This window comes from Salinisphaera shabanensis E1L3A, assembly GCF_000215955.2.
Taxonomy (GTDB): Bacteria; Pseudomonadota; Gammaproteobacteria; order Nevskiales; family Salinisphaeraceae; genus Salinisphaera; species Salinisphaera shabanensis.
Genome location: NZ_AFNV02000015.1, coordinates 64,685 through 88,184 on the forward strand (window position 1 = coordinate 64,685; position 23,500 = coordinate 88,184).

Here is a 23,500-nt window from a genome sequence, read left to right on the forward strand (position 1 = left end):
CGCAGAACGCGTTCGTCGATACACACGCATCAGCACCGTCCTTGTTCGACAACGACATCCAGAGCGGTCACAAGGCGTGTCGCGGCCGGCGCATCGCCGGGCAAACCGAAACGCAGCCAACGCCGATTATCTCCGAGCCGGGTAAGCACGGCCTGGTCCGCGAGCGCCTCGTGAACAGCCGTCGCTTGCTCGGCATCATCGAAAAAAACGGTCACGAAAAGCCCCATCGTGACGATACGCTGTCGCGAGAAATACGCGTCCAGCAGCGTTGTCAGCGAGTGCGCGCCGTCTGCGATACGGCGTTGCTGTTCCGCCTGCCAATCAAGATCGAGCAACGCCCGCCGGCCGATCCAACGCGCCGGATGACTCACGCCCCAGGGCTGCAACTGCGCGCCTACGGCGGCGATCGCCGGCCCGCGGCCCATCATGAAACCCAGCCGCAACCCGGCCAGACCAAAGAATTTGCCCAGCGAACGCAAGACAATGGTGTTGGCCGGCAATCCGTCCATGGCCAGCTCCCCGTGGCAATCCGCGAACGCCGCGTCGACCAGCAAGAGCCCGTCACGCCGTGCCAGCTTGTCCGCCAACACGATCAACGTATCGATCGCGGCCTGTTCGCCGGTCGGGTTGTTGGGGCTGATGACCACGGCATGATCGAGCGTATCGACCAGCGCAAGCAGCTGTGCCAGATCGTCATAGGCCACGACCGCATGACCGGCCGCGGCCCAGGCCCGGGCATGTTCGGCATAGCCCACGGCCGGCACGCCCACGCGGGCCGGGCCGGATGGCGCTGCCACCGCCCATGGCAACTCGCGAATCGCGAACTGGCTGCCTGGCAAGGCGGTGATATTGGCCGCGGCGACGCCGTAGTACTCGGCCGCGGCGGCGCTCAGACCATCGTCGGCTTCCGGTAATCGCGCCCAGACGTGTATGGGCACCTCGGGCACCGGGTACGACCAGGGCGCAATGCCGGTCGATAGGTCCAGCCAATCGCCTGGGGCGATGCCATAGCGCCGACTCGCCTCGGTCAAACGGCCGCCGTGGATCAACGCCATGCCCAATCCACCACTACGATGAGGAACAGCCAGAGCCAGAGCGTGCGGCCGACGAGCGCAATCGTCCGTTCGATATCACCGATCCGTGGTGGACCGCCACAGCCGAAGACCGGTCGCTGCTCATACACGCCGTGGTAGTAGGCGCCACCGCCCAGTTGCAATCGCAAGGCGCCGGCGCCGGCGCACATCACCGGTCCGGCGTTGGGGCTGGGTAGCGCTGCGGCCTGGCAACGCCAGCAGCGCAGGGCCGAGCAGCCATCGCCCACAAGCGCAAACGAGACGGCAGTCAGGCGCGCGCTCGGCCAATTGGCCAGATCGTCGGCCCGTGCGGCCGCCCAGCCGAAACGCTCATAACGCGGTATACGATAGCCCCACATGGCATCGAGCGTATTGATCGCGCGATGGGCGAGTACCGCGGCTACGGCCGCCCCCGGCCCGCCGATCAGGCCAGCGACGACAAACCAGAACAAGGTCGCATGCACGCCGTCGCCGGTGTTTTCCAGCAGCGATTCGAGCCCCGCCCGGCGAATAGCGGCGCCATCCATGGTTTGGGTATCGCGGCTCACCAGCCGACCGACCGCAGCGCGGGCATCGACCATATCGCCACCCTCTAGCGCCGTGGCCACCGCACGCGTATGTGCCTTGAGACTGTGCCAGGCGATACAAAGCCATAGAACGAATGCGCTCACCGCCCAGCCCGCAACCAACGGCAACGCCCAAACCAGCGCGCCCGCCAATACCGCCAGCGGCACGACCAGCGTCAGCCAGGCCACCACGCCGGCCCATCGGCGGCGTGGCAGGCGACGCTCGAGCGCGTCGGCCAGGCGACCGAAACCCACCAGCGGATGCCAGGCCCGTGGTTCGCCTAGCAACGCGTCCAGTGCGATACCGGCAATCACCGCCACGCTCAGGCCCATGCGGCCATCGCAAGCGCCGCGACAACCAGCGCTACGGTTTCCACGAGTTCGATCAGCGCACCGACCACATCACCGGTATAGCCGCCGATACGGCGTTGCCATAGCCCACGCCAGAATAGACCGACCGCCAGAGCGGCGAGCGATACGGCAAGACCGCATGCCGCCCCCGCGAACGCCAGCGTGAGCACCACGGTGATCGCTGTAACCACGCCGGCATCGCGTCGCGACAGGTTCAATGCCAGCGCGCTGGCCAGCCCCTCGCGGCGACGATAGCGCGTGGTCGCCATGAGCAGCGTCGCGGCCGCGCGCGCAATCAGCGGCACAACCAGCAACACGGGGCCGAGCTGCGGCCAGAGGGCGATCAAGGCCGCACTCTTGAGCGCGAGCAGCAAGACAAGCGCGACTACTGCCATCGGCCCTGCGGCCGGATCCTTCATCACCGCCAGCGTGCGCGCCGGGTCGGCGCGGCCATGGCCGGCGAACAGCGCATCCACGCAATCCGCGAGCCCGTCGAGATGCAGCGCCCCGGTCATCAAAACCCACAGTGCGATGACCAACGCCGCGCCAAGTACGGCATCCACGCCCTGCAGCGCCGCGGCCGCGCTTGCGAGCACGGTACCGATTAACAGACCTACTACCGGATAGCACAGCACCGACCGGCCCGAATCGGCCGCAGAAACGGGCGTGGCAATCAGGCGACCCATTGGCAGCGTCGTGAGCAGACCAAGGGCCAGCCAAAGCGGCTGAAAAAACGCGATCAGGCGCTGCATGCGTGGGCGGCTCCGAAGTCGATATTGTGCGCGACCAGCTGTGTGCTGTGCCGCCTGCCATCGCGCACCACACGCAGCCGCGTCAGACAGGCATAAGGCACCTCGATCCGGTGCATGGCCGCCCCCGGCATATCCAGCAGATCAGCCAGCAGCGCACGCATCAGACCGCCGTGAGTGACCAGCAGGACATGACGGCCAGCATGGGTATTAACCGCATCGTTGAATGCCGCGCGGGCACGCGAACGCAAGTCGGTTAGTGGCTCGCCACCCGGCGGGCCGTTGCGCTCGGGGTCGTTGAACCAGGCCTGGGCGGCACTGGCGTCGTCGGCCCAGACGTCGGCGACCGACCGACCTTCCCAACGGCCGAAATGGGTTTCGCGCAGTCGGTCGTCAATATCGATCGCCAGCCCCCGCGCTGCGGCCAGTTGGTCGGCAAAGAAGCGACACCGGCGCAACGGCGACGCGATGATGTGCTGCCAATCCGGCTGCGTATCGGCCTGGGCCTGCATACGGGCCCGGCCGTGCTCGGCAAGCGCCACATCGAGGCTGCCGCGAAAGATCGCGCCGCCTTCGCATTCGCCGTGGCGCAACAGATCCACCACCGTCGAAATGCTTTCAGGCATTGGCGCCACCACTTGTAACCCCGGCCTCGGCGAACGTTGCCATGCCGGCATGCAGCGCAAGCGCATCGCCGATCACACCCAATGCCAGCGCTGCGCCGCTGCCTTCGCCAAGGCGCATGCCCAGGTCCAGCAACGGTTTTGCATCCAGCGTTTCAAGCAGATACCGGTGGCCGGCTTCGGCCGAGCAATGCCCGAACAACTGCCAGCGCCCACAATCGGGCGCGATCTCCCGCGCGCACAGCGCAGCGACGCTGGCAATAAAACCGTCCATCAACACAGGCACGCCGGCCTGTGCCGCGGCCACGAAAGCGCCCGTGAGCCCGGCGATTTCGAACCCGCCGACACAGCGCAACACCGCGAGTGCCTTCGCTGGGCCGTCGAGGCCATCCCAGCTTGGGCGATGACGATCCAGCCCGGCTGCTACCACGGCCTGCTTGCGTGCCAGTCCGCCGGAATCGATACCTGTGCCACGGCCTACGACTTCTGCCGGCGCAGCGCCGGTCAACCCTGCCAGGATAGCTGCCGCAGCCGTGGTGTTGCCGATACCCATCTCGCCGCCGATGAACAACTGCGCCGACGACGACACCCGTTCGCGGCCCGCCTGCAATGCCTGTTCGAGTTCACCCACCTGCATCGCAGGGCTTTCAGTGAAGTCGGCGGTGCCGGCGGCAATACGGGCATCGATCACGCCCGCATAGTTCGCGGGCGGGGCGACTGCGCCGAGATCGACAATCGACAGCCGGGCATCACGACGTTGCGCCAGCACACAGATCGCGGCGCCGCCGGCCGCAAAGTTGGCGATCATCTGGCCGGTCACGGCCGGATCGAACGCCGAGACACCGCGTGCGGCCACGCCATGGTCGGCAGCGAAGACGACGATATCGATATCAGAAAGCGCCGGAACAACACGGCCCTGCCAGCCGGCAAACGCCTCGGCCAGCTGTTCCAGCCGGCCCAACGAGCCGGGCGGCTTGGTCAGTACCCCCTGGCGGGCACGCGCGGCCACCCGTGCCTCGTCATCGATCGCAGCAATCGGCTGTTGCAGCCAGTCGGTCATGACTTTTTATCCTTGAGCGTGAGCGGCAAGCCCGCCACCACCAGCATGACCCGGTCGCAGCGTTCGGCGAGCGCCTGATGCAGGCGCCCGGCCTCGTCGGCAAACCGCCGCGACAGCGCGCCCAATGGCACGATGCCGGAGCCGACTTCATTGGAGACGAAGATCAGCGTGGCACGGCTGTCATCGACGGCGGCGAGCAGGGCCTCGCGTTCCTCGGCCCATCGCTGCGCCTCGTCGCCGAGACAGTTACTCAGCCACAGCGTCAGACAATCCACGAGGATGCAGGTATCCGGCGCGTCCAGACGGCGCAGGCAATCGCCCAGCGCCTGTGGCGCTTCCACGGTCTGCCAGCGTGCATCCCGCTGCTCGCGATGATGCTGGATGCGCGCCGCCATTTCGTCGTCGCCGGCCTGGGCTGTGGCCACATAAACCCAACGTGAGACGGAAAGCGACAACGCCTGCGCTTCGGCATAGCCGCTCTTGCCGCTACGCGTACCGCCGAGCACGAGCTCCTTCATGTTTCACTCCGCTGGCGGAGAAATCGCTCAGCCATGTAGCACCACCGGCGTATGCGTATCCGGATGGGTGATCACCCGGGTTTCGGTATCGAACAGGCATTGCATGCGCTCGGCCGTCACGACCTCGGCCGGCGTGCCGGCGGCAATCGTCTGGCCGTCTCGTAGTGCCAGCATACGATCGGCATAGCGCGCGGCCAGGCTGATGTCGTGGAGCACGCTCACGACAGCCACGCCCTGGTCGGCCAGCGCCGCGACCTGACGCATCACCAGCCGCTGATGGCCGAGATCGAGCGCGGCCACCGGTTCGTCGAGCAGTAGCAGCCGGTCGCCCGCATCCTCGGCCCGCCAGATCTGACTCATCACCCGTGCGAGCTGCACGCGCTGCTTTTCGCCACCAGACAGGCGCGTATAGGGCCGGTCACGCAAATGAGCGATATCAGAGGCGGCCAGCGTTTCGGTCACGATGTCGCGATCGGCAACGGTGCCCGACGCATGCGGGCCACGCCCGAGACGCACCACCTCGGCCACGGTGAACGGGAAATTCAACGCGCTGGCCTGCGGTAGCAGCGCAACGCGACAGGCGCGCTCGCGCACCGGCCAGTCGGCCAAGGCGCGCCCGGCCAGCCGTATCGAGCCGGCGGTGGGAACCAGGTCGCCGATCAGGGCATGAATCAACGTGGATTTGCCGGCGCCATTGGGGCCGATCACGGCCAGATGTTCGCCCGCGGCCAGCGTAAAATCCACGGTCTCGACCACGGCACGGCCGCCCGCGCTGAGTGTCAGCCCCTCGACTTGAAGCATCGGCGCCCTCACAGGCCGTACTCGCGGCGACGCCGCAACAAGGAGATGAAAAACGGCGCGCCGAGCAGTGCCGTGAGCAGCCCCACCGGCAGTTCGGTGGGCGCAACGACAATCCGCGCCAGCGTATCGGCCACCAGCAACAGAATCGCGCCGGCCAGCGCCGAGGCCGGCAACAGCCAGCGATGATCGGGACCAATGAGCATGCGCACGATATGCGGCACGACCAGGCCCACGAAGGTGATCGCGCCGGCAACGGCAACCGATACCCCCACGCCGGCCGCGGTGAGCAATACCAGCCGGCGCTTGATGCGATCCACGGCAATGCCCAGATGTCGGGCCTCGGACTCGCCCAGCAACAAGGCATTGAGCGCATCGGCCTGGCGCGGCAGCACGAAGAATATGACCGCACTCACGCCCGCCACGATCGCCACCCGCGGCCAGTTGGCGCCGTCGAGTCCGCCCATGCGCCAGAGGCTGATCCGCCGCAGCATTTCATTATCGGCATAGAATTCCAGCAGCGAGCCCACGCTGCCGGCCAGCGCGCCGATGGCGATACCCGCCAGCAACATGGTCGCCACCGATGTGCCGCCCGGCCCGGTGGCCAGCCGATACACCAGCAGCACCGCCGCCGTACCGCCGGCAAACGCACCCAGCGACACCAGCGACAGGCCCACGAAGCCGGCCACGCCACCGGCAAAAACAATCACCAGACTGGCGCCCACCGACGCCCCCGCGGTGACCCCAATCAAGGACGGATCGGCCAACGGATTACGAAACAGTCCCTGCATGGCCGCGCCACAGATCGCCAGCAGCGCGCCCACCAGTGCGGTAAGCAAGGCCCGTGGCAGACGCAACTGACGCACGATCAGCGCCAGCCGGTCCATGCCGTCGGCGCGGCCGACGAGTACCGCCAACACATCCAGGGCCGGCAGGCGGACCGCGCCCAGCATCACCGCCGCCAGCAGACACACGGGCAAAGCCACAGCAAGCAGCCACAGCAGGCGTCGCGGACTCATGGTAACGCCTCGATATCGATCGCGGCTTCTACCGCATCGGCCAGACGTTCGAACTGGCGCTCGCGTACGTCGGCCACGTCTTCGGTGACCGCGTTCTGCAAACCGGCCCAGGCGAGCAGCGCCGCACAGCCGGCCGCGCTATCGAACAGGCCATGCAGATAGGTGCCGGCGACCTGGCCATCGGCGCTGGTCGCGCCGTCCGCGCCGGTTTCGAGTTCAACAAACGGGCGGACCCGGTCGGCGCCTTGGGTGACACCGCAATGAATCCGGTAGCCGGCAACCGCCGCGTGCGTATCCGAAGCGCCCGCGGCGACAAGCCGGCCGGCCACGTTCTCGAGATGTTTTTCGGGCCGAATCTCGGTGGTGATATCGAGCAGACCCAGGCCCTCGACCGAACCCGGCGTATCTTCGACGCCGTACGGATCGTCGATCACGCGTCCCAGCATCTGATAGCCACCACAAATGCCGAGCACGCGCCCGCCGTAGCGCAGATGACGCGCGATATGGCTATCCCAACCGTTGGCCGTGAGCCATTGCCGGTCGGCACGCACGTTCTTCGAGCCCGGCAAGACGATGAGATCGGCGCCGCCCGGACGCTGACCGGGCCCGACCCATTGCAGATCCACGCCCGGCTGCAGGCGCAACGCGTCGAGATCGGTATGGTTGGAAATACGCGGCAACGCCGGCACCTGCACCACGAAGCGGGCATCCTCATCCAGGCGTTGGTCGCGGGCGATGGCATCCTCGGCTTCGAGATAAAGCCCGTCCAGCCAGGGCAGCACGCCGAACACCGGCTTGCCGGTTTCGCGTTCGAGCCATTCCAGGCCGGGTTCGAGCAGGGCGATATCGCCGCGAAACCGATTGATGACAAAGCCGGCAATACGCGCCCGCTCGGATTCGGACACCAGCGCAAGCGTGCCCACGATCTGGGCAAAGACGCCGCCCTTGTCGATATCCGCCACCAGCACCACCGGGCAATCCACGGCCTCGGCAAAGCCCATATTGGCGATATCGTTCTCGCGCAGATTGATCTCGGCCGGGCTGCCCGCGCCTTCGACGAGCACACGCTCGTACTGGCTGATCAGGCGCGCATGCGAAGCCCGCACCGCGGCCATCGCGGTCGGCTTGTAGTGGTGATAGTCGCTGGCCGACATGCCGGCCACGGCCTTGCCGTGAATGATCACCTGGGCGTTGCGATCGCTGGACGGCTTGAGCAGCACCGGGCTCATGTCGATGGTCGGCGCCAGTCCGCAGGCAGCGGCCTGCACCGCCTGGGCGCGAGCGATTTCGCCGCCGTCGCACGATACGGCGCTGTTCAACGCCATATTCTGCGGCTTGAACGGGGCGACCGATACACCGCGCCGATACCAGGCCCGGCCCAGCCCGGCGACCAGCGTCGATTTGCCGGCATCGGTCGCCGTGCCCTGAATCATGAGCGTTCTAGCAGCCATCGGCCCAACGCGCGTCCGGCTGAATGGCATCGGTGAGCGCGTCGATGACCAGACGCGCCGCATATTCTCCGAAAAGAGTGTGTTTTCCCGTGTATGGCAGTGGTTCCCCGTCGCCGGCACAGAACACGGCCGTGGCATCGGTGCCGGTCCCCGTCGCAACCTGATCCGAAACAGGGCTGCGTATATCCAGCGCTTGCAACGCCGCGGCCTTGGCCTCGGTGAGCATCGCCAGGGTTTCGACCTGTGCCGCCGATGTAAGCGACAGCGTGGTCGCCAAGGCGAGATTGATGGTGCCCGGATCGCAAGGGCCGGGCCGCAACGCATCGCAGTCCGCCGCATCGCCCGCACGGCGGGCATTGGATAGCCCCGCAGTCACGAATACACACAAACGCTCGTTTTCAATATCGACGGCCGCTACACGCAGGCTGCGCATCGAGGCCGCGGTGAGCATGCCAACATGGTTCGCTGCCAGCCCGCGCCCGCTCGCGAACTCGGCGGCAAGCCCGGCCGGCGTATTCAGGGCGGCGCGATCGGAATCGCCGACATGGCGGTTGGCAAAGCCTTGCGGTTCGGCCCAGCCGCCACCGACGACGGCCGAACTCAAGCAGCACATGGGCCGATCGAACCCGATCGCCAGACCGCTATCGGCCACGCCAGCCTGCCAGCCCGGCGGCAGCAGCGCCGCCGGAATCGCCTGCACGGCAGACGAGGGCAGACATTGGCGTGCAGACCAGCGCAGCCATGCACCCTGGCTCTGCGCGGTCACGGCCATGACTAGTAATCGACGCCCTTGCGCGCCTTGATGCCGGCCTTGAAGGCGTGCTTGATGTCCTTGATCTCGGAGACCGTATCCGCCAGTTCACGCAGGGCCGAGCCACCGCCGCGGCCGGTGACCACCACCGACTGTTCGCGTGGGCGATTGGCCAGCGCATCCAGCACTTTCTGTTCGTCGAGATAGCTGTAGCCGATCATGTAGGTCAGCTCGTCGAGAACCACCAGATCGAAGCTGGGGTCGGTAAGCATCGGCTCGACCTTCGCCCAGGTCGCCTCGGCAGCGGCGATATCGCCGCTGCGATCCTGGGTGTTCCAGGTAAAGCCGGTGCCCATCTGGTGAAAGGCCACCTGCGGGCAATGATCACGAACATAGATCTCTTCACCGGAGAGCTGCTGGCCCTTGATGAACTGCACCACGCCGACACGATGACCATAGCCCAGCGCACGCATGACCATGCCGAACGCCGAGGATGACTTGCCCTTGCCGTTGCCGGTGAGCAGCAACAGTACACCGCGTTCGGTGTCGGCGGCTTCGATGGCGGCGTCCACACGGGCTTTTTGTTTCTGCATCGTTGCCTTGTGGCGCTCGGCCTTGGCATCGTCGCTGCGGGTATCGTCGCTCATGAGGACTCCGTTGGTAGCGCGGCCCGAGTGTGGGCCGCGCGGGTTAAGGCTACTGCGGCTGGTAGCGCAGCGTGAAGAAGACGTTGCGGTCAGCCTGATTGTAGAACCGCGCGGTCTGGTACTCCTCGTCGAAGACGTTGTTCAACGTGGCCTGTACCAGCCAGTCGCGCGCCACCTGCATCGAGGCCCGCAGGTCGACGAGCTGATAGCTGTCCAGTTCGTTGTCGTTGGCGGCATCGTCGTAGCTCGAATCCGCGATGGTCAGGCTCGCCCCCGCACTGTAGCGCCCGAAGGCACGATCGACATCGAACTGGGCCGAATGCGAGGGCCGGCGTGGCAGGTCGTTGCCCTTATTCGGCCCCGAAGTGCGGTTCTCGGCTTTGAGCCAGGTGAACTGGGCATTGAGCTGCCAGTCCGCCAGCACGGTGCCAGCACTGGCTTCCACGCCGCGGATACGAGTGTCCTCGATATTGGCCGGCGCGAAGGTGGCCGAATCATAGGCAATCAGGTCGTCGATTTCGGTCTGGTAAGCATGCAACGACCAGCGGCCCCAGCCGTGATCGCCGTCGAGGCCCACTTCAACGCTGTCCGACTCTTCCGGATCCAGCTCGGGATTGCCGTAGTTGGGAAAATACAGCTCGTTGAAGGTCGGTGCCTTGAACGCGGTGCCGTAGGAAATGCTGGCGGTATAGTTTTCGGCGAAGTCGATGCCGTAGGCCGCGCTGCCGGTGGCATGCTCGCCGAATTGTTCGTTATCGTCGCCACGGCCTGAAAGCTGGACATGATGGCGGCCCCAGTCGCCCAGGTACTGTACGAACACGCCTTTGTTATCGCGGCTGTCCTCGCGCCCCGCGCCGCCGAAATCGTTGCGACGATCGCCGTTGTTATCGCCGTCGACACTTTCATGCTTGTAGTCGAGGCCGAGCGTGAACAGATCGTCGTTGGGCAGGGTGATGTCGTTCTGCCAGCTCAGCTGATGGCGCTGGGTTTCGAAGGCTGTAACGTATTGGCCGTCCAGAAAGTTATCCGAATCGTCCCGGCTGTTGCCGTAGGCGAGTTTGGTACGCCAGGTTTCGATCGGTCGCCAACTCAGCGACGTGCCAATGATCTGCTGGATCGCGTCGCTCGAATTCTGGGCCGTACCGTCGAAGTCGACGCTGCTTTCGGCACGCAGAAAATTCAGCTCCCATGCGACGCCGTTGTCGAAGATGTGACCGTAGTTGAAGGCCACCGAGACGCGGTCGTAGCCGTCGTCGTCCGGCTCGTCGGTAAAACAGCCGCCGGTGCCGGCGGCATCGGCCGTACAGGCATCGAAGCCGTCGGTACGCTGGCCGCTCACGCTCAGGTTGTAGTGTGAATTGTCGTCGCTGCCGGACAGGCCGACCTGGCCTTCATACGTGCTATCGCTGCCGGCGCCGATCTGGAAATATGGCCGGGTGCCGCTCACGCCGCGTCCGTTGCGGGTGAATATCTGAATCACGCCGCCTATCGCATCCGAGCCATAGAGCGACGACCGTGGACCGCGTACGATCTCGATGCGCTCGATCTGCTCGACCGGCAGATCCTCGATCGCCGCTTGCCCAGCGGTGGCCGAGCGGTATTCCACCCCATCGACCAACACCAGCGTGTGGTCGGATTCGGTACCACGCAGAAAGATCGACGTGGATTTACCAGGCCCACCGTTGTTGGTAACAGTCAGACCCGGCGTACGCCGTAGCAGATCGCGTACCGAGCGCGCCTGCAGGCGCTCGATGTCGTCACGGTCGATGACCGTCGTCGCAGCGAGTGTATTGCTCACGCGCTGCGGGGTCCGTGTTGCGGTAACCTGAATATCGTCGAGGCGGGCCGCACTGGCTGTACTCGTGGAATCGAAATTGCTGCCTTGGGCAGAGGTTTGGGCCGCTGTCTGCGCGGCAGCGGGCCCGGCCACAAATGCCGCGCACAGCAATACGGCACGCACTGGCACGCCGGTAAAAAGACGATTAATGAACATGGTTCCCCCAGGAATCCCTAGACGCACACGCCCGTGCGCCGCGATAGAAGCGGCCACGACAGCGTGTCGAAAAGAGAAACGGGGGCGTCGACGCGCCAGAACACACGCATCGCCGATTTGCCGTCTCATCGCCCGCCGCGATGTCGTTGCCTCGTATCGCAGGCCGGTCTCCGGACTTGCGAGCGCCCTTGCAGGCCATTCGACACGCCTTCCCGGGCCAAACGCCCAGTGGCCGATGTGTCGAACCCAACTCGCTTACCGTTGCGGGGGCAGTGCCGGCCTTGTCGACACGATTTCTCGTGGCAACGCACCGGCTTCCCGTTTCACCCAGGCGCTTGCACGCCTGGACACCTGCGATAGCGCGAAGCCTAGCAGGCCGGCCCCTGCCGTCAAGCGCCACAAGACCCCAGCACCGGTTTGAAGGCGTAACCAGGCGAGCGCCGGGTTCCTGTCTATCCGGATAAACGGATATACTGCGCCCCTATACACACATTCAAGGTATCCATGAGCGATCTGATAGACGCGCTGGCCGAGCGCATCCTGGTACTCGACGGCGCCATGGGCACGATGATCCAGAACCACGACCCGAACGAAGCCGACTATCGCGGCGAGCGTTTTGCGGACTGGGAAAGTGATCTCAAGGGCAACAACGACCTGCTCACGCTCACCAAGCCCGAGCTTATTCGCGATATCACGGCGCAATATGCCGCCGCCGGGTCGGACATCCTCACGACCAATACCTTCTCGGCCACGACCATCGCGCAGGCCGATTACCACATGGAAGACCTGGCGGTGGAGCTCAATATCGAAGCCGCGAAGATCGCGCGCAGCGTGGCCGAGGAATACGCCACCGCCGACAAGCCGCGCTGGGTAGCCGGCGTAATCGGGCCGACCAACCGTACCGCCTCGATCTCGCCGGACGTCAACGACCCCGGCAAGCGCAATACCGACTTCGACGAACTGGCCAAGGCCTATGGCGAAGCGGCCGAAGCGTTGCTGGAGGGTGGGGTCGATATCATTTTGATGGAAACCATCTTCGACACGCTCAATGCCAAGGCTGCGATCTATGCCTATCGCAAGATCCTGCGCGAGCGAAACATCGACGTCCCCCTGATGATCTCGGGCACCATCACCGACGCGTCCGGTCGCACCCTGTCCGGCCAGACCACCGAGGCCTTCTACAACTCGGTGGTCCATGCGCGCCCGCTCACCGTGGGCCTGAACTGCGCGCTGGGCCCGGACGCACTGCGTACCTACGTGGCCGAAATGTCGCGCATCGCGCCATGCTATGTGCATGCCTACCCGAACGCGGGTCTGCCCAACGAGTTCGGCGAGTACGACCTCACGCCCGACGAAATGGCCGAACATATCGGCGAATGGGCGGATTCCGGGCTGCTCAACATGGCCGGCGGTTGCTGTGGCTCCACGCCTGAGCATATCGGTGCGATTGCCCAGGCCGTTGAGGGCAAGGCACCGCGCCAGCGCCCCGACATCAAGCGTGCGATGCGTTTGTCCGGACTCGAGCCGTTTACGGCATCGGCCTGATGAACGGCGCTCTGGATACCCGCAACTCGGTCGGCGTCTCGCATGGATGATCGCGATCCCGAAACCTACGCCATTATCGGCGCCGCCATGGAAGTGCATCGCACGCTCGGCAATGGTTATCCGGAAGGCGTCTATCTGGAGGCGCTCGCACTCGAATTCGGCGAACGCGATATCCCGTGCGCGCGCGATGTCGCGCTGCCCGTGCGCTATAAGGGCCGCGATCTGAACTGTGACTACGGCGCCGATTTCATTTGCTACGAGAACGTGATTGTCGAACTGCGGTCGGTTGCCGATCTGGCCAAGCACGAAAAGGCGCAGACCATTCATTATCTGAAGGCGTCCGACGCCTCGGTGGGCCTGCTTCTGAACTTTGGCCAGACCACCCTGCAATACCGACGCTTCATCCGATCGAGCGACTGACCGCTTTTTTCAAATCTGCGAAATCTGCGTAATACGCGGATAGAACCGACTTATGACCTCAGCAATCAACTTCATCAATATCGGCGAGCGTACGAACGTCACCGGCAGTGCGCGTTTCAAACGGCTGATCAAGGAAGAAGATTACGACACCGCGCTCTCGGTCGCCCGCGAGCAGGTCGAAAACGGCGCCCAGATCATCGATATCAACATGGACGAGGGCATGCTCGACTCGGTCGAGGCCATGCGCAAGTTCCTGAACCTGATCGCCGGCGAACCGGATATCGCCAAGGTGCCGGTCATGGTCGACTCCTCGAAATGGGAGGTCATCGAAGCCGGGCTGAAATGCATCCAGGGCAAGGGGATGGTCAACTCCATCTCGCTCAAGGAAGGCGAAGACAAGTTCCTGGAACAGGCCCAGGCCTGTCTGGACTACGGCGCCGCCGTGGTGGTCATGGCCTTCGACGAAGCCGGCCAGGCGGATACCGAAGACCGCAAGGTCGAGATTGCCGAGCGCGGCTACGCCTTGCTTGTGGACAAGCTCGACTTCCCGCCCGAAGACATCATCTTCGATCTCAATATCTTCGCGATCGCCACCGGTATCGAAGAACACAACAACTACGCCGTGGATTTCATCAACGCGACGAAGCGCGTACGTGAATCCTGCCCCGGCTGTCACGTCTCCGGCGGTCTGTCGAACGTATCGTTTTCCTTTCGCGGCAACGAAACCGTGCGCCAGGCCATGCATTCGGTATTTCTCTACCACGCCATTCCAGCGGGGCTGGACATGGCGATCGTCAACGCCGGCCAGCTGGAAGTCTATGACGACATTCCGGACAAGCTGCGCGAGGCCTGCGAGGACGTCGTGCTCAACCGGCGCGACGACGCCACCGAACGTCTGCTGGATCTGGCCGAGGAATATAAAGGCAAGGGCAAGAAAAAGGATTCCAAAGAAGACCTGGCCTGGCGCGAATTCGAAGTCAATAAGCGTCTCGAGCACGCGCTGGTCAAGGGCATCGACAGCTATGTGACCGAAGACACCGAAGAAGCCCGCCAGAAGGCCAGCCGGCCGCTGGATGTCATCGAAGGCCCGCTCATGGACGGCATGAACGTAGTGGGCGATCTGTTCGGCGCCGGCAAGATGTTCCTGCCGCAGGTGGTGAAATCCGCGCGCGTGATGAAAAAGGCCGTGGCCTACCTGCTGCCGTTCATCGAAGAAGAAAAGGAAGAGGCCGACAAGGGCTCCAACAACGGCACCATCATCATGGCAACGGTGAAGGGCGACGTACATGATATCGGCAAGAACATCGTCGGCGTGGTGCTCCAGTGCAACAACTTCGAGGTGATCGATCTCGGTGTGATGGTGCCGATGAACGACATTCTCGACGCCGCCGAAAAACACAACGCCCATGTCATCGGCCTGTCCGGCCTGATCACACCCTCGCTCGACGAAATGGTGAACGTGGCCGCCGAAATGCAGCGTCGCGGCATGAACACGCCGCTGCTCATCGGCGGCGCGACCACCTCACGCGCCCATACCGCGGTCAAGATCGACCCGGCCTACAACGGCGCGGTCATGTGGGTAAAGGATGCCAGCCGCTCGGTGCCGGTGGCCTCGCGCATGGTCAGCAAGGATGCGCGCGCCAAACTCGAAGCCGAACTCAAGGACGACTACGACAAGCTGCGCGAGCGCCATTCCAACAAGAAGAAGGACAAGTTCCTGACCCTGGCCCAGGCCCGCGCGAACGGCGTAGCACTCGATTGGGACAACTACGAGCCGCCGCGGCCGAAGCTGCCCGAGACCACCGAATATGCCCTGCGCGAAGCCCCGCCTTATATCAGCGGCGAAGCCAGCGACGAGTCCGGCATCTATGTGTTCGAGGATTTCCCGCTCGAGCAGCTCGTGGATACGATCGACTGGACGCCGTTCTTTTTGTCATGGGAGATGAAGGGGCGCTATCCCAATATCCTCAACGATCCGAACAAGGGCCCGGAAGCACGCAAGCTCTTCGACGAAGCCCAGGCCATGCTCAAGCAGATCGTGGACGAGAAATGGCTTACCGCGAAGGGCGTTGCAGGGATTTTCCCCGCTCAGCGTGTGGGCGACGATATCCATGTTTTGAACGACGATCGCAGCGAAACCGTGCACGTTATGCACAACCTGCGCCAGCAGAGCGAGCATCGCGAAGGCGTGCCCAACCGCTCGCTGGCCGATTTCATCGCGCCCGAGGATGCCGGCAAACCCGACTGGGTAGGCGCGTTTGCGGTCACCGCCGGACTCGGCTCGAAAGACATCGTCGAACGCTACAAGGCTCAGAACGACGACTACAACGCCATTCTGGTCGAAGCGCTCGCGGACCGGCTGGCCGAGTCATTCGCCGAATGGTTGCACAAGTTCGTGCGTACCGAACTCTGGGGTCATGCCGCAGACGAAACGCTGGCCAACGAAGATCTTATCGGCGAGAAGTACAAGGGTATCCGGCCCGCGCCGGGCTACCCAGCCTGCCCGGAACATACCGAGAAGGACACGCTCTGGGAGATGCTCGACGTGGAGGCACGAACCGGTATCGAACTGACCGAATCGCGTGCAATGTGGCCGGGTGCGGCGGTATCCGGCTGGTATTTCAGCCACCCGGAATCGCGCTATTTCGTGGTCGGGCGCGTGGCCAAGGATCAGGTCAAGGACTACGCCAAGCGCAAGGGCTGGGATATCGCCACCGCCGAAAAATGGATCGGCCCCAACCTCGGCTACGAACCGGGCGGCGGCGAGGAATAGCGCCGCCCGGCTGTTGCATTGCCGCGCGTCACCCGTCTGACGCGTCTTCGCTCAGACGTTTACGTACGTCGGCCGGCAGATTATCCGGTTCATAGTCGGGGCGCCGTTGCAGGCGTTCGCCGACTGACCGATGGAACGCGTCGTCGCGTTTCGGGCGACGCACATAGCGACCGAGCACACGCCAGAGGCCGTCGTAGGAGTCATGCAGCTTGCCGGCGGGATCGCCTTGCAGCCGGTCGAATGCCTCCGGCTTCAGTTCCAGGCCCTGTGCCTTGGCTTGTTCCAGCATCCAGCCTAGAGTGAGATCGGCCAGACCACGCTCTTCATAGCCGCCGCCGACATCGCTGTGCACGCCCGCGAACCAGAGCTGGCGGGCATGCTGGCCCGGTTTGAGCTCTTGCTCGTTCCAGGGCGTGGGTTCGAACTTGCGCCGCTGTTCGTCGATCGCCAGTGCGTGGACCGCATGGCATACACCGGGGCTGAGCTTGTTATTGCGAAAGCGACGCAACCGAATCAGAACGCCCAGTGCGCCAACGGTTTCCCAGACACCAACGAAATGCGGCGCACAGCGCGTCAACGGCTGCTGGTAGCGCTCTACGGCCGACGTGTCGCCATCGAGCCAGGCTTTGATGGTTTCCCGGGCACGATCGCGATCGCCCGGCTCGAGTATGCCCACCTGGTCGATGAGTGCCGCCAGCGTGCGCGCCGCGAACGCACCCCGGCTGAAGCCAAACAGGAACACACGATCACCGGGTGCGTAGGTGTCGATAAGAAAACGATAGGCGCGTTCCAGATTCTGGGTGATGCCATAGCCGAACGCCGCGCCCAGCCCCTTGCCCAGGGTCTTGCCGACGTTCAGGCCAAAGAACTTGGCGCCAAAGGTACCCACGCCCGGTTCATAGAACGCACGTTGATCCGGCGCGTCCGTCACGAGCGCCTTGTAGAGATGAACGACATTGGTGTTCGAGCCACCAAACTGGCTGTTCGTGCCGTCACAGCATACGACGATGTTCTTGGCCATGGGGCGATCGCCCGAGGGGAAATAGGACGGCCACGGTCACAGCGATTACCACTCACTACAATCCGGATGTGTGCCTACACCGCCAGCCTGCGGCCGGTCGAAAGCGCGCCGGGCGGGCGCTAGAATAGCGCCCGCCGTCAGCCGTAGACGCTTGAACGCGTTCGCCCACCGCGACACACGCCGCAACACGCCGCAACGATGTTCGACCTGCCGAAATTATCCGTGTTTGTTCCCACCTTCATGCTGGTCTCGCTGACCCCCGGCATGTGCATGATGCTGTCGCTGAGCCTGGGCATGAGCATCGGCGTGCGCCGCACGCTTTGGATGATGGCCGGCGAGCTGGTGGGCGTGGGGCTGGTGGCCATTTCCGCGGTCATCGGCGCCGCGACGCTGATGTTGAGTTATCCGATGCTGTTCACGGCACTCAAGCTCGTCGGCGGCGCCTATCTGGTGTATCTGGGTATCGCGATGTGGCGCGCCAGCGGCGAATCGGCCTTGCCGGCCGCCAACCGGAACGGCGACACACTACGCCCGGCCGGGCTGATCACCCAGGGCTTTGTCACGGCCATTGCAAACCCCAAGGGCTGGGCTTTCTTCATCGCTTTACTGCCGCCGTTTCTCGACCGCGACAACGCCCTGGCGCCCCAGCTTCTGGTGCTGGTCGGCGCGATTCTGACCATCGAATTCTGTTCGTTGCTGGTCTATGCCAGCGGCGGCCATGCCGTGCGTAGCTTCCTGCGCGAGCCGCGAAACGTGGTGCGCCTCAACCGCGTGGCCGGCAGCCTGATGATGGCCGTCGGCGTGTGGCTGGCGCTGGACTGAAACCCGCCTGCGGCGCGCAGACAGCGGGCTCAATCCGACGGCATGCGCGTAATCAACCAGATGGCGATCGTCTGAACGACCAGCCCTGCGGCCAGCAGCAGCCATGCCGACGAAACCACCATCGAGGCGATATAGAGCAGCCCGGCCACGGCCGCCGGCACCAGCGCATAGGGAATCTGCGTACGCACGTGGGCGATATGATCCGATCCCGCGAAGATCGACGACATGACCGTGGTATCCGAAATCGGCGAGCAGTGATCGCCAAAGATCGAGCCCGAGAAGATCGCGCCGATTGCCATGTGCACGAGCGTAATATCGCCGATGTTGTAGGCCAGTGGTACCGCGACCGGCGTGAGAATGGCCATTGCGCCCCATGAGCTCCCGGTCGCAAACGAGATGACCATCGCGATCGCGAAGATCAGCACCGGCAAGAGCCCGGGCGAGAGCCAGTCGCGCGTTGCTTCGATCACGTGCTCGCCCGTATCCAGCGCGCCGGTGACGGTGCCGATGGTCCACGCCAGCACCATGATCACCAGCGCGGGCAGCATGGTACGAAAACCGGCCAGCAGGGTTTGTTCACAGGCTTCGAGCGTATGCCGTTGCAGCAGGGCCAGGCCCAAGGCTGTGCACACCATGGCAAACGCGGCCCAGGACAGCGACACGGCCACATCGGTATCAGCCAGTGCATCCATGAGCGGCTTGCCCTCGGCGCCGCCGCCGGTATACCACAGCGCCCAGCAGGCCACGCCAAGCAGTACGCCCAGCGGCAACAGGAAGTGATATAGCCGCCCGTTTTCGGTATCCGCTTCGCCGAGATCGTTTTCGATCGACGATAGCGGCGTATCGCCCGGCGCCACCAGATCGCCGTCGTCATCGGCACGTTTTTCCGCAGCACGCATGGGCCCGAAGTCCCCGAGGAGGATGATCGTCGGCACCGCCACCAGACACAGCAGCGCATAGAAATTCCAGGGAATCGACTGCAGGAAAGCCATATAGGGTTTTTCCGTAGTCAGGCTTAACGCCGTGAACGCAGCCGCGATCAAAGACACCTGATAGCCGATCCAGTCCGATACCGGGCCCAGCGTAGCCATGGGCGCTGAGGTCGAATCCAGCAGATAAGCCAGTTTTTCACGCGAGACGCGATGTTCGCCGGTCAGATCCCGTGTCGCGTTACCCACGATCACCGAATTGACGTAATCGTTGAAAAAGATAACCAGCCCCAGCAGCCAGGTCAGCAGCTGAGCGCTGCGCCCGGTGGAGATACGCCGCGACAGCCAGCGCGATACCGCGTGCGAACCGCCGGTGCGATACATGAACGCCGCCCCGGCGCCCAGCAACGAGACCAGCACCAGAAAACGGGCGTTCCATTCGTCGGTCATCACCTCGGCGAACCAGTCGAAGGTCTGGCCGACCGCAGCTACCGGGTTGCCGGCCACGAACCAGCCGCCGATCCAGATGGCAAGGAACAACGAGATATTGACGCGACGCGTCGCGAGCGCCAGCAGCACCGCCGCCAGCGGCGGCGTGAGAGAAATGATCAGATCCATGCAATAACTGCCCCGCGGCGCTCGTTGCGCAGGCGCCCCTCCAGAATGTCTTTATTCAGGTTGGCATTATTTTTATGCATGTTGAAGGCATACGTCGGTGATCCGCGCGACAGCGGCGACTGTGTTTTAATCGACCTCAGGTGTTCCCGCCGTCTTTCGACACGAGTGCCCCATGCTGCAAAGGCTCCAGCAATTCGGCCCCGGACTTCTGGTGGCTGCGGCCTTCATCGGCCCCGGCACGGTTACCACGGCGAGCGTGGCCGGCGCCGAGACCGGCTATGCGCTGCTCTGGGCGCTGGTGTTCTCGATCTTCGCCACGCTCGTGCTACAGGAAATGAGTGCGCGGCTGGGTATCGTCGCGCGGCTAGGCCTGGGTGAAGCGTTGCGCCAGAGCTTCGACTCTCCATTGCTGCGTTGGGCTGTGATCGTACTCGTGGTCGTGGCGATCGGCTTCGGCACGGCGGCGTTCGAGACCGGCAATATCACCGGCGCCGCGCTGGGCCTGGAGACCATCGCCGGCCTATCCACACGCGTCTGGGCGCTGATCGTCGGCGCCGCGGCATTGGCGTTGCTCGCCACCGGCCACTACAAACTCATCGAACGGGTACTCGTCGCACTCGTACTGACCATGAGCGTGGTGTTCATCCTGACCGCCATTATCGTGCGGCCCGATATCGGCGCCATACTCGCCGGCATTTTCACGCCCAGCCTGCCGCAAGGCTCGGTGCTGACCCTGATCGCACTCGTTGGCACCACGGTGGTCACCTACAACTTCTTCCTGCATTCGGCTGCGGTGCAGGACAAATGGCCGCGCGATGTGTCCACCGAACGCGCCTTGACCGAATCACGCCTGGACAGCGGCCTATCGATCGCACTGGGCGGGCTGATTACGCTGGCCATCGTGATCACGGCAGCCGCGGCGTTTTTTAACAGCGAGACGGCGATCGAGGACGCCGGCCAGATGGCCAGCCAGCTTGAGCCGCTGCTCGGCCCGGCAGCGAAATGGTTCTTTGCGATTGGCCTGTTTGCGGCCGGCATGACCAGCTCGGTGACTGCACCCCTGGCCGCGGCCTACGCGGTGTCTGGCGCGCTCGGCGTCAAACCCGATCTGGCCAGTCATCGCTTTCGCGCGATCTGGGCCGCAATTATCGTCATCGGCATGGGTTTCGCCTGGTTCGGCACGAAGCCGGTTCAGGCGATCGTGATCGCCCAGGCCGCCAACGGCATATTGCTGCCGCTGATCGCGGTATTCCTGCTCGTGGTCATGAACCGCCGCGACCTGCTTGGCGAACACCGCAACGGGCTCGTCGGCAATCTGCTGGGCGCATTCGTCGTGGTCGTCGCTACCGGCCTCGGTCTGTATACGCTACTGAGCGTGTTCGGCGTGGTTTCCAGCTAGCGGGTTGCCGTCGCCGCCACGGCTGGCCACAATCGAGCGCCTGACATTTGTTTCAGGACATTGTGATGGCGCTGTCACCTTTTCATTTGGCCATTCCGGTTCATGATCTGCCCGCCGCGCGTCGTTTTTATGGCGAAACGTTCGGCCTGAGCGAAGGCCGCTCGAGCGATCAGTGGGTGGATTTCGATTTCTATGGCCATCAGCTGGTCATTCACGAACACCCGAAAACGCCGTCCCAGGACAATGCCCATACCAATCCGGTCGACGGCCACGACGTGCCGATTCCCCATTTCGGCATCGTGCTCGAATGGGCTGAATGGGAAACGCTGGCCGATCGCCTGCGCGAACGCGGTACCGATTTCGTGATCGAGCCGCATATTCGTTTTCAGGGTCAGCCCGGCGAACAGGCCACGATGTTTCTACTCGACCCCTGCGGCAACGCGCTCGAATTCAAGGCGTTTGCCGACCGCGCCCAGCTGTTCGCCAAGTAAGCTCACAACCGATCGATCTCCATGCCTGATTTACACATTCGCACGGCCGAACGCGCCGACGTGCCCTTGATTCTGCGCTTCGTGCGCGAACTGGCCATCTACGAAAAAGCCCTCGACGAAGTAGTAGCCACCGAGGCCACGGTCGAACAATCGCTGTTCGATGACGGCGCGCGGGCCTTTGCCTTCATTTGCGAAGACGCGGGCGATCCGGTCGGTTTTGCGGTGTGCTTCTACAGCTATTCCACCTGGCTCGCCCGCAACGGCCTCTATCTCGAAGACCTCTACGTGACGCCCGAAGCCCGCGGTCGCGGTGCCGGCAAGGCGCTGCTGCAATATCTGGCCCGCCTGGCGGTCGACCAAGGCTGCGGGCGCTTCGAATGGAGCGTGCTGGACTGGAACACGCCCGCGATCGATTTCTACGAATCGGTGGGCGCACGGCCGCAGTCGGAATGGACCACCTATCGGCTGGCCGGCGACGCACTCGCCCGCTTCGCGGCCGGCTGAGCGTTTTTTCGCGAACCGCTTCAGGCGCCCGTGATCGCCCAGTGCCCGGTGCGGGTACGCCAGACCACCGCTACCATGCGGGTAACCAGAAACATCGTCAGCCCGACCCAGATCCCGGCCAGCCCCCAGCCGAACGCCCAGGACAGCCAGATCAACGGCAAAAAGGCGCCCAGGGCACAGGCCAGCGTGGTGGTTCGCAGAAAACGCGTATCCGCGGCCCCGAGCAGCACGCCGTCGAGCGCGAATACGATGCCGGCCACCGGCTGTTGGGCCACGAACAGCCACCAGGCATGGGGAATCTGGGCGAGTACGGCCGCGTCGTTGGTGAACAGGCGCGGCAGCACACCGGCGAGGGCGGCGAACAGCACGGCGAGACACACGCCCAGGCCGAACGAATAACGGGTGATCTGCCAGGCCACTGCCTTGGCCCGATCGACGCGGGCTGCGCCCAGTTCGGCGCCAATCAGCGCCTGGGCCGCGATCGCAAGCGAATCCAGAATGAGCGATAGAAACACCCAGAGCTGATAGACGATCTGGTGCGCGCCCAGCGCTGCGGCGGATTTGCGTGCAGCCACCGCCGCAGCCGATAGAAAACAGATCTGAAACGATGCGCTACGCAGAATCAGATCGCGGCCAAGCACCATCTGCGCTTTCATGATCGCCCAGCGCGGGCGCACCATCGCGCGCTCGACCCGCAGCGCCCGCAAGAACAGCGAGGCCGCAGTGTATTGGGCCAGTACGTTGGCCATGGCCGAGCCTTCCAACCCGAACCCCAGCGGATAAACCAGTACGGGGCAGGCGATGGCCGATAAAATATTGCCGGCAAGAATGTAATAGAGCGGTCGGACCGTATCCTGCACGCCGCGCATCCAGCCATTACCGGCAAGCGTGATCAGAATCGCCGGCGCGCCGATCAACGCGATCCGCAGCCAGGACGCGGCCGCATCCGCCACATCGGGATTGCCGGCCAGGGCCGACAACATGGAATGGGCGAACAGCTGACCGAGCGCCAGCACCGTCAAACCAACGAAAATCGCAAGCCAAGTCGCCTGTCCGCCTTCGGCGACCGCCTCGGCGCGACGCCCTGCGCCATAAAGACGGGCGGTGCGTGCCGTCGTGCCATAGGAAAGAAACGTCAGCTGGCTGGTAAGCACCGACAACACGGTGCCGCCGAGCGCCAGCCCGGCCAACGGCTTTGCACCCAGATGGCCCACCACGGCCGTATCCACCAGTACATAAAGCGGCTCGGCTGCGAGCACGCCCAGCGCCGGGATCGCCAGCGCAAGAATCCGGCGGGCGGTGACCGGGGCCTGTGTATCGGTGCCTGTCATGGCGCGACCTGTCGATGCGAAATGGCGGGGGCGCTTAACGCCGCGCGT

20 protein-coding genes, 2 pseudogenes and 1 riboswitch are annotated in these 23,500 nt (G+C 64.2%); of the genes and pseudogenes, 7 read left to right on the forward strand and 15 right to left on the reverse strand.

What is annotated here, in order from left to right:
• Nucleotides 1–29: 29 nt before the first annotated feature.
• From cobD to btuB, 12 genes are read right to left on the reverse strand one after another with little or no spacing between them, the layout of a single operon-like run.
• Nucleotides 30–1,055, reverse strand: a complete 1,026-nt coding sequence (gene cobD / locus SSPSH_RS10745; RefSeq protein ID WP_006914495.1) for a threonine-phosphate decarboxylase CobD — start codon at nt 1,053–1,055, stop codon at nt 30–32.
• A complete protein-coding gene (gene cbiB / locus SSPSH_RS10750; RefSeq protein WP_006914494.1) occupies nt 1,046–1,972 on the reverse strand; it encodes an adenosylcobinamide-phosphate synthase CbiB in 927 nt (308 codons plus the stop codon). Before cbiB ends, cobD begins: the two co-directional genes overlap by 10 nt.
• Entirely contained in the window at nt 1,963–2,742 is a 780-nt protein-coding gene (cobS, locus tag SSPSH_RS10755) for an adenosylcobinamide-GDP ribazoletransferase (protein WP_006914493.1), read from the reverse strand. Before cobS ends, cbiB begins: the two co-directional genes overlap by 10 nt.
• Nucleotides 2,730–3,365 carry a histidine phosphatase family protein gene (locus tag SSPSH_RS10760; RefSeq protein WP_006914492.1) on the reverse strand — a complete coding sequence of 212 codons (636 nt, stop codon included), beginning with the start codon at nt 3,363–3,365 and terminating at the stop codon, nt 2,730–2,732. Before SSPSH_RS10760 ends, cobS begins: the two co-directional genes overlap by 13 nt.
• The gene (cobT, locus tag SSPSH_RS10765) at nt 3,358–4,422 is read right to left on the reverse strand and encodes a nicotinate-nucleotide--dimethylbenzimidazole phosphoribosyltransferase (protein ID WP_006914491.1); all 1,065 of its coding nucleotides are present in this window, start codon (nt 4,420–4,422) and stop codon (nt 3,358–3,360) included. Before cobT ends, SSPSH_RS10760 begins: the two co-directional genes overlap by 8 nt.
• Nucleotides 4,419–4,940, reverse strand: a complete 522-nt coding sequence (cobU, locus tag SSPSH_RS10770; RefSeq protein ID WP_006914490.1) for a bifunctional adenosylcobinamide kinase/adenosylcobinamide-phosphate guanylyltransferase — start codon at nt 4,938–4,940, stop codon at nt 4,419–4,421. The genes cobT and cobU overlap by 4 nt, the downstream gene beginning before the upstream one ends.
• A gap of 27 nt (nt 4,941–4,967) precedes the next feature.
• Complete coding sequence (locus SSPSH_RS10775) at nt 4,968–5,741, reverse strand: heme ABC transporter ATP-binding protein (protein ID WP_006914489.1); 774 nt, start codon at nt 5,739–5,741, stop codon at nt 4,968–4,970.
• A gap of 8 nt (nt 5,742–5,749) precedes the next feature.
• Nucleotides 5,750–6,757, reverse strand: a complete 1,008-nt coding sequence (locus SSPSH_RS10780; RefSeq protein WP_006914488.1) for a FecCD family ABC transporter permease — start codon at nt 6,755–6,757, stop codon at nt 5,750–5,752.
• The gene (locus SSPSH_RS10785; protein ID WP_040607973.1) at nt 6,754–8,208 is read right to left on the reverse strand and encodes a cobyric acid synthase; all 1,455 of its coding nucleotides are present in this window, start codon (nt 8,206–8,208) and stop codon (nt 6,754–6,756) included. Before SSPSH_RS10785 ends, SSPSH_RS10780 begins: the two co-directional genes overlap by 4 nt.
• Complete coding sequence (locus SSPSH_RS10790; RefSeq protein ID WP_006914486.1) at nt 8,198–8,980, reverse strand: adenosylcobinamide amidohydrolase; 783 nt, start codon at nt 8,978–8,980, stop codon at nt 8,198–8,200. Before SSPSH_RS10790 ends, SSPSH_RS10785 begins: the two co-directional genes overlap by 11 nt.
• A 2-nt stretch (nt 8,981–8,982) precedes the next feature.
• Nucleotides 8,983–9,606, reverse strand: a complete 624-nt coding sequence (gene cobO, locus SSPSH_RS10795) for a cob(I)yrinic acid a,c-diamide adenosyltransferase (RefSeq protein WP_006914485.1) — start codon at nt 9,604–9,606, stop codon at nt 8,983–8,985.
• Between the two features lie 49 nt (nt 9,607–9,655).
• Nucleotides 9,656–11,599, reverse strand: coding sequence for a TonB-dependent vitamin B12 receptor (gene btuB, locus SSPSH_RS10800; RefSeq protein WP_006914484.1), 1,944 nt, complete (start codon nt 11,597–11,599; stop codon nt 9,656–9,658).
• 144 nt (nt 11,600–11,743) lie between these two features.
• Nucleotides 11,744–11,969: riboswitch (cobalamin riboswitch) on the reverse strand.
• Nucleotides 11,970–12,103: 134 nt separating this feature from the next.
• On the opposite strand from btuB, the pseudogene SSPSH_RS10805 reads away from it, so the two are divergent.
• The 3 genes and pseudogenes from SSPSH_RS10805 to metH form a co-directional block, all read left to right on the forward strand.
• Nucleotides 12,104–13,138: pseudogene (locus SSPSH_RS10805) on the forward strand (homocysteine S-methyltransferase family protein); the annotation flags it as partial.
• Nucleotides 13,139–13,186: 48 nt separating this feature from the next.
• On the forward strand, nt 13,187–13,564 hold the full coding sequence (locus SSPSH_RS10810) for a GxxExxY protein (protein ID WP_006914482.1): 378 nt from the start codon (nt 13,187–13,189) through the stop codon (nt 13,562–13,564).
• A gap of 70 nt (nt 13,565–13,634) precedes the next feature.
• Nucleotides 13,635–16,337: pseudogene (gene metH / locus SSPSH_RS10815) on the forward strand (methionine synthase); the annotation flags it as partial.
• A gap of 28 nt (nt 16,338–16,365) precedes the next feature.
• On the opposite strand, the gene SSPSH_RS10820 reads toward metH, so the two are convergent.
• Nucleotides 16,366–17,358: a DUF2235 domain-containing protein gene (locus SSPSH_RS10820; RefSeq protein ID WP_006914480.1), complete on the reverse strand. Its 993-nt coding sequence runs from the start codon at nt 17,356–17,358 to the stop codon at nt 16,366–16,368.
• A gap of 198 nt (nt 17,359–17,556) precedes the next feature.
• Here SSPSH_RS10820 and SSPSH_RS10825 point away from each other — a divergent pair, with 198 nt between their 5' ends.
• Nucleotides 17,557–18,180, forward strand: coding sequence for a LysE family translocator (locus SSPSH_RS10825; protein WP_006914479.1), 624 nt, complete (start codon nt 17,557–17,559; stop codon nt 18,178–18,180).
• Nucleotides 18,181–18,209: 29 nt separating this feature from the next.
• On the opposite strand, the gene SSPSH_RS10830 is transcribed toward SSPSH_RS10825, so the two are convergent.
• The gene (locus SSPSH_RS10830; RefSeq protein WP_006914478.1) at nt 18,210–19,727 is read right to left on the reverse strand and encodes a Na+/H+ antiporter NhaC family protein; all 1,518 of its coding nucleotides are present in this window, start codon (nt 19,725–19,727) and stop codon (nt 18,210–18,212) included.
• A 172-nt stretch (nt 19,728–19,899) separates the two neighbouring features.
• On the opposite strand from SSPSH_RS10830, the gene SSPSH_RS10835 reads away from it, so the two are divergent.
• From SSPSH_RS10835 to SSPSH_RS10845, 3 genes are all read left to right on the forward strand, one after another.
• The gene (locus SSPSH_RS10835) at nt 19,900–21,126 is read left to right on the forward strand and encodes an Nramp family divalent metal transporter (RefSeq protein WP_006914477.1); all 1,227 of its coding nucleotides are present in this window, start codon (nt 19,900–19,902) and stop codon (nt 21,124–21,126) included.
• Nucleotides 21,127–21,191: 65 nt separating this feature from the next.
• Entirely contained in the window at nt 21,192–21,617 is a 426-nt protein-coding gene (locus SSPSH_RS10840; protein ID WP_006914476.1) for a VOC family protein, read from the forward strand.
• Nucleotides 21,618–21,638: 21 nt separating this feature from the next.
• On the forward strand, nt 21,639–22,121 hold the full coding sequence (locus SSPSH_RS10845; RefSeq protein WP_006914475.1) for a GNAT family N-acetyltransferase: 483 nt from the start codon (nt 21,639–21,641) through the stop codon (nt 22,119–22,121).
• A 20-nt stretch (nt 22,122–22,141) separates the two neighbouring features.
• On the opposite strand, the gene SSPSH_RS10850 is transcribed toward SSPSH_RS10845, so the two are convergent.
• The gene (locus SSPSH_RS10850; RefSeq protein ID WP_006914474.1) at nt 22,142–23,452 is read right to left on the reverse strand and encodes an MATE family efflux transporter; all 1,311 of its coding nucleotides are present in this window, start codon (nt 23,450–23,452) and stop codon (nt 22,142–22,144) included.
• Between the last annotated feature and the right edge of the window lie 48 nt (nt 23,453–23,500).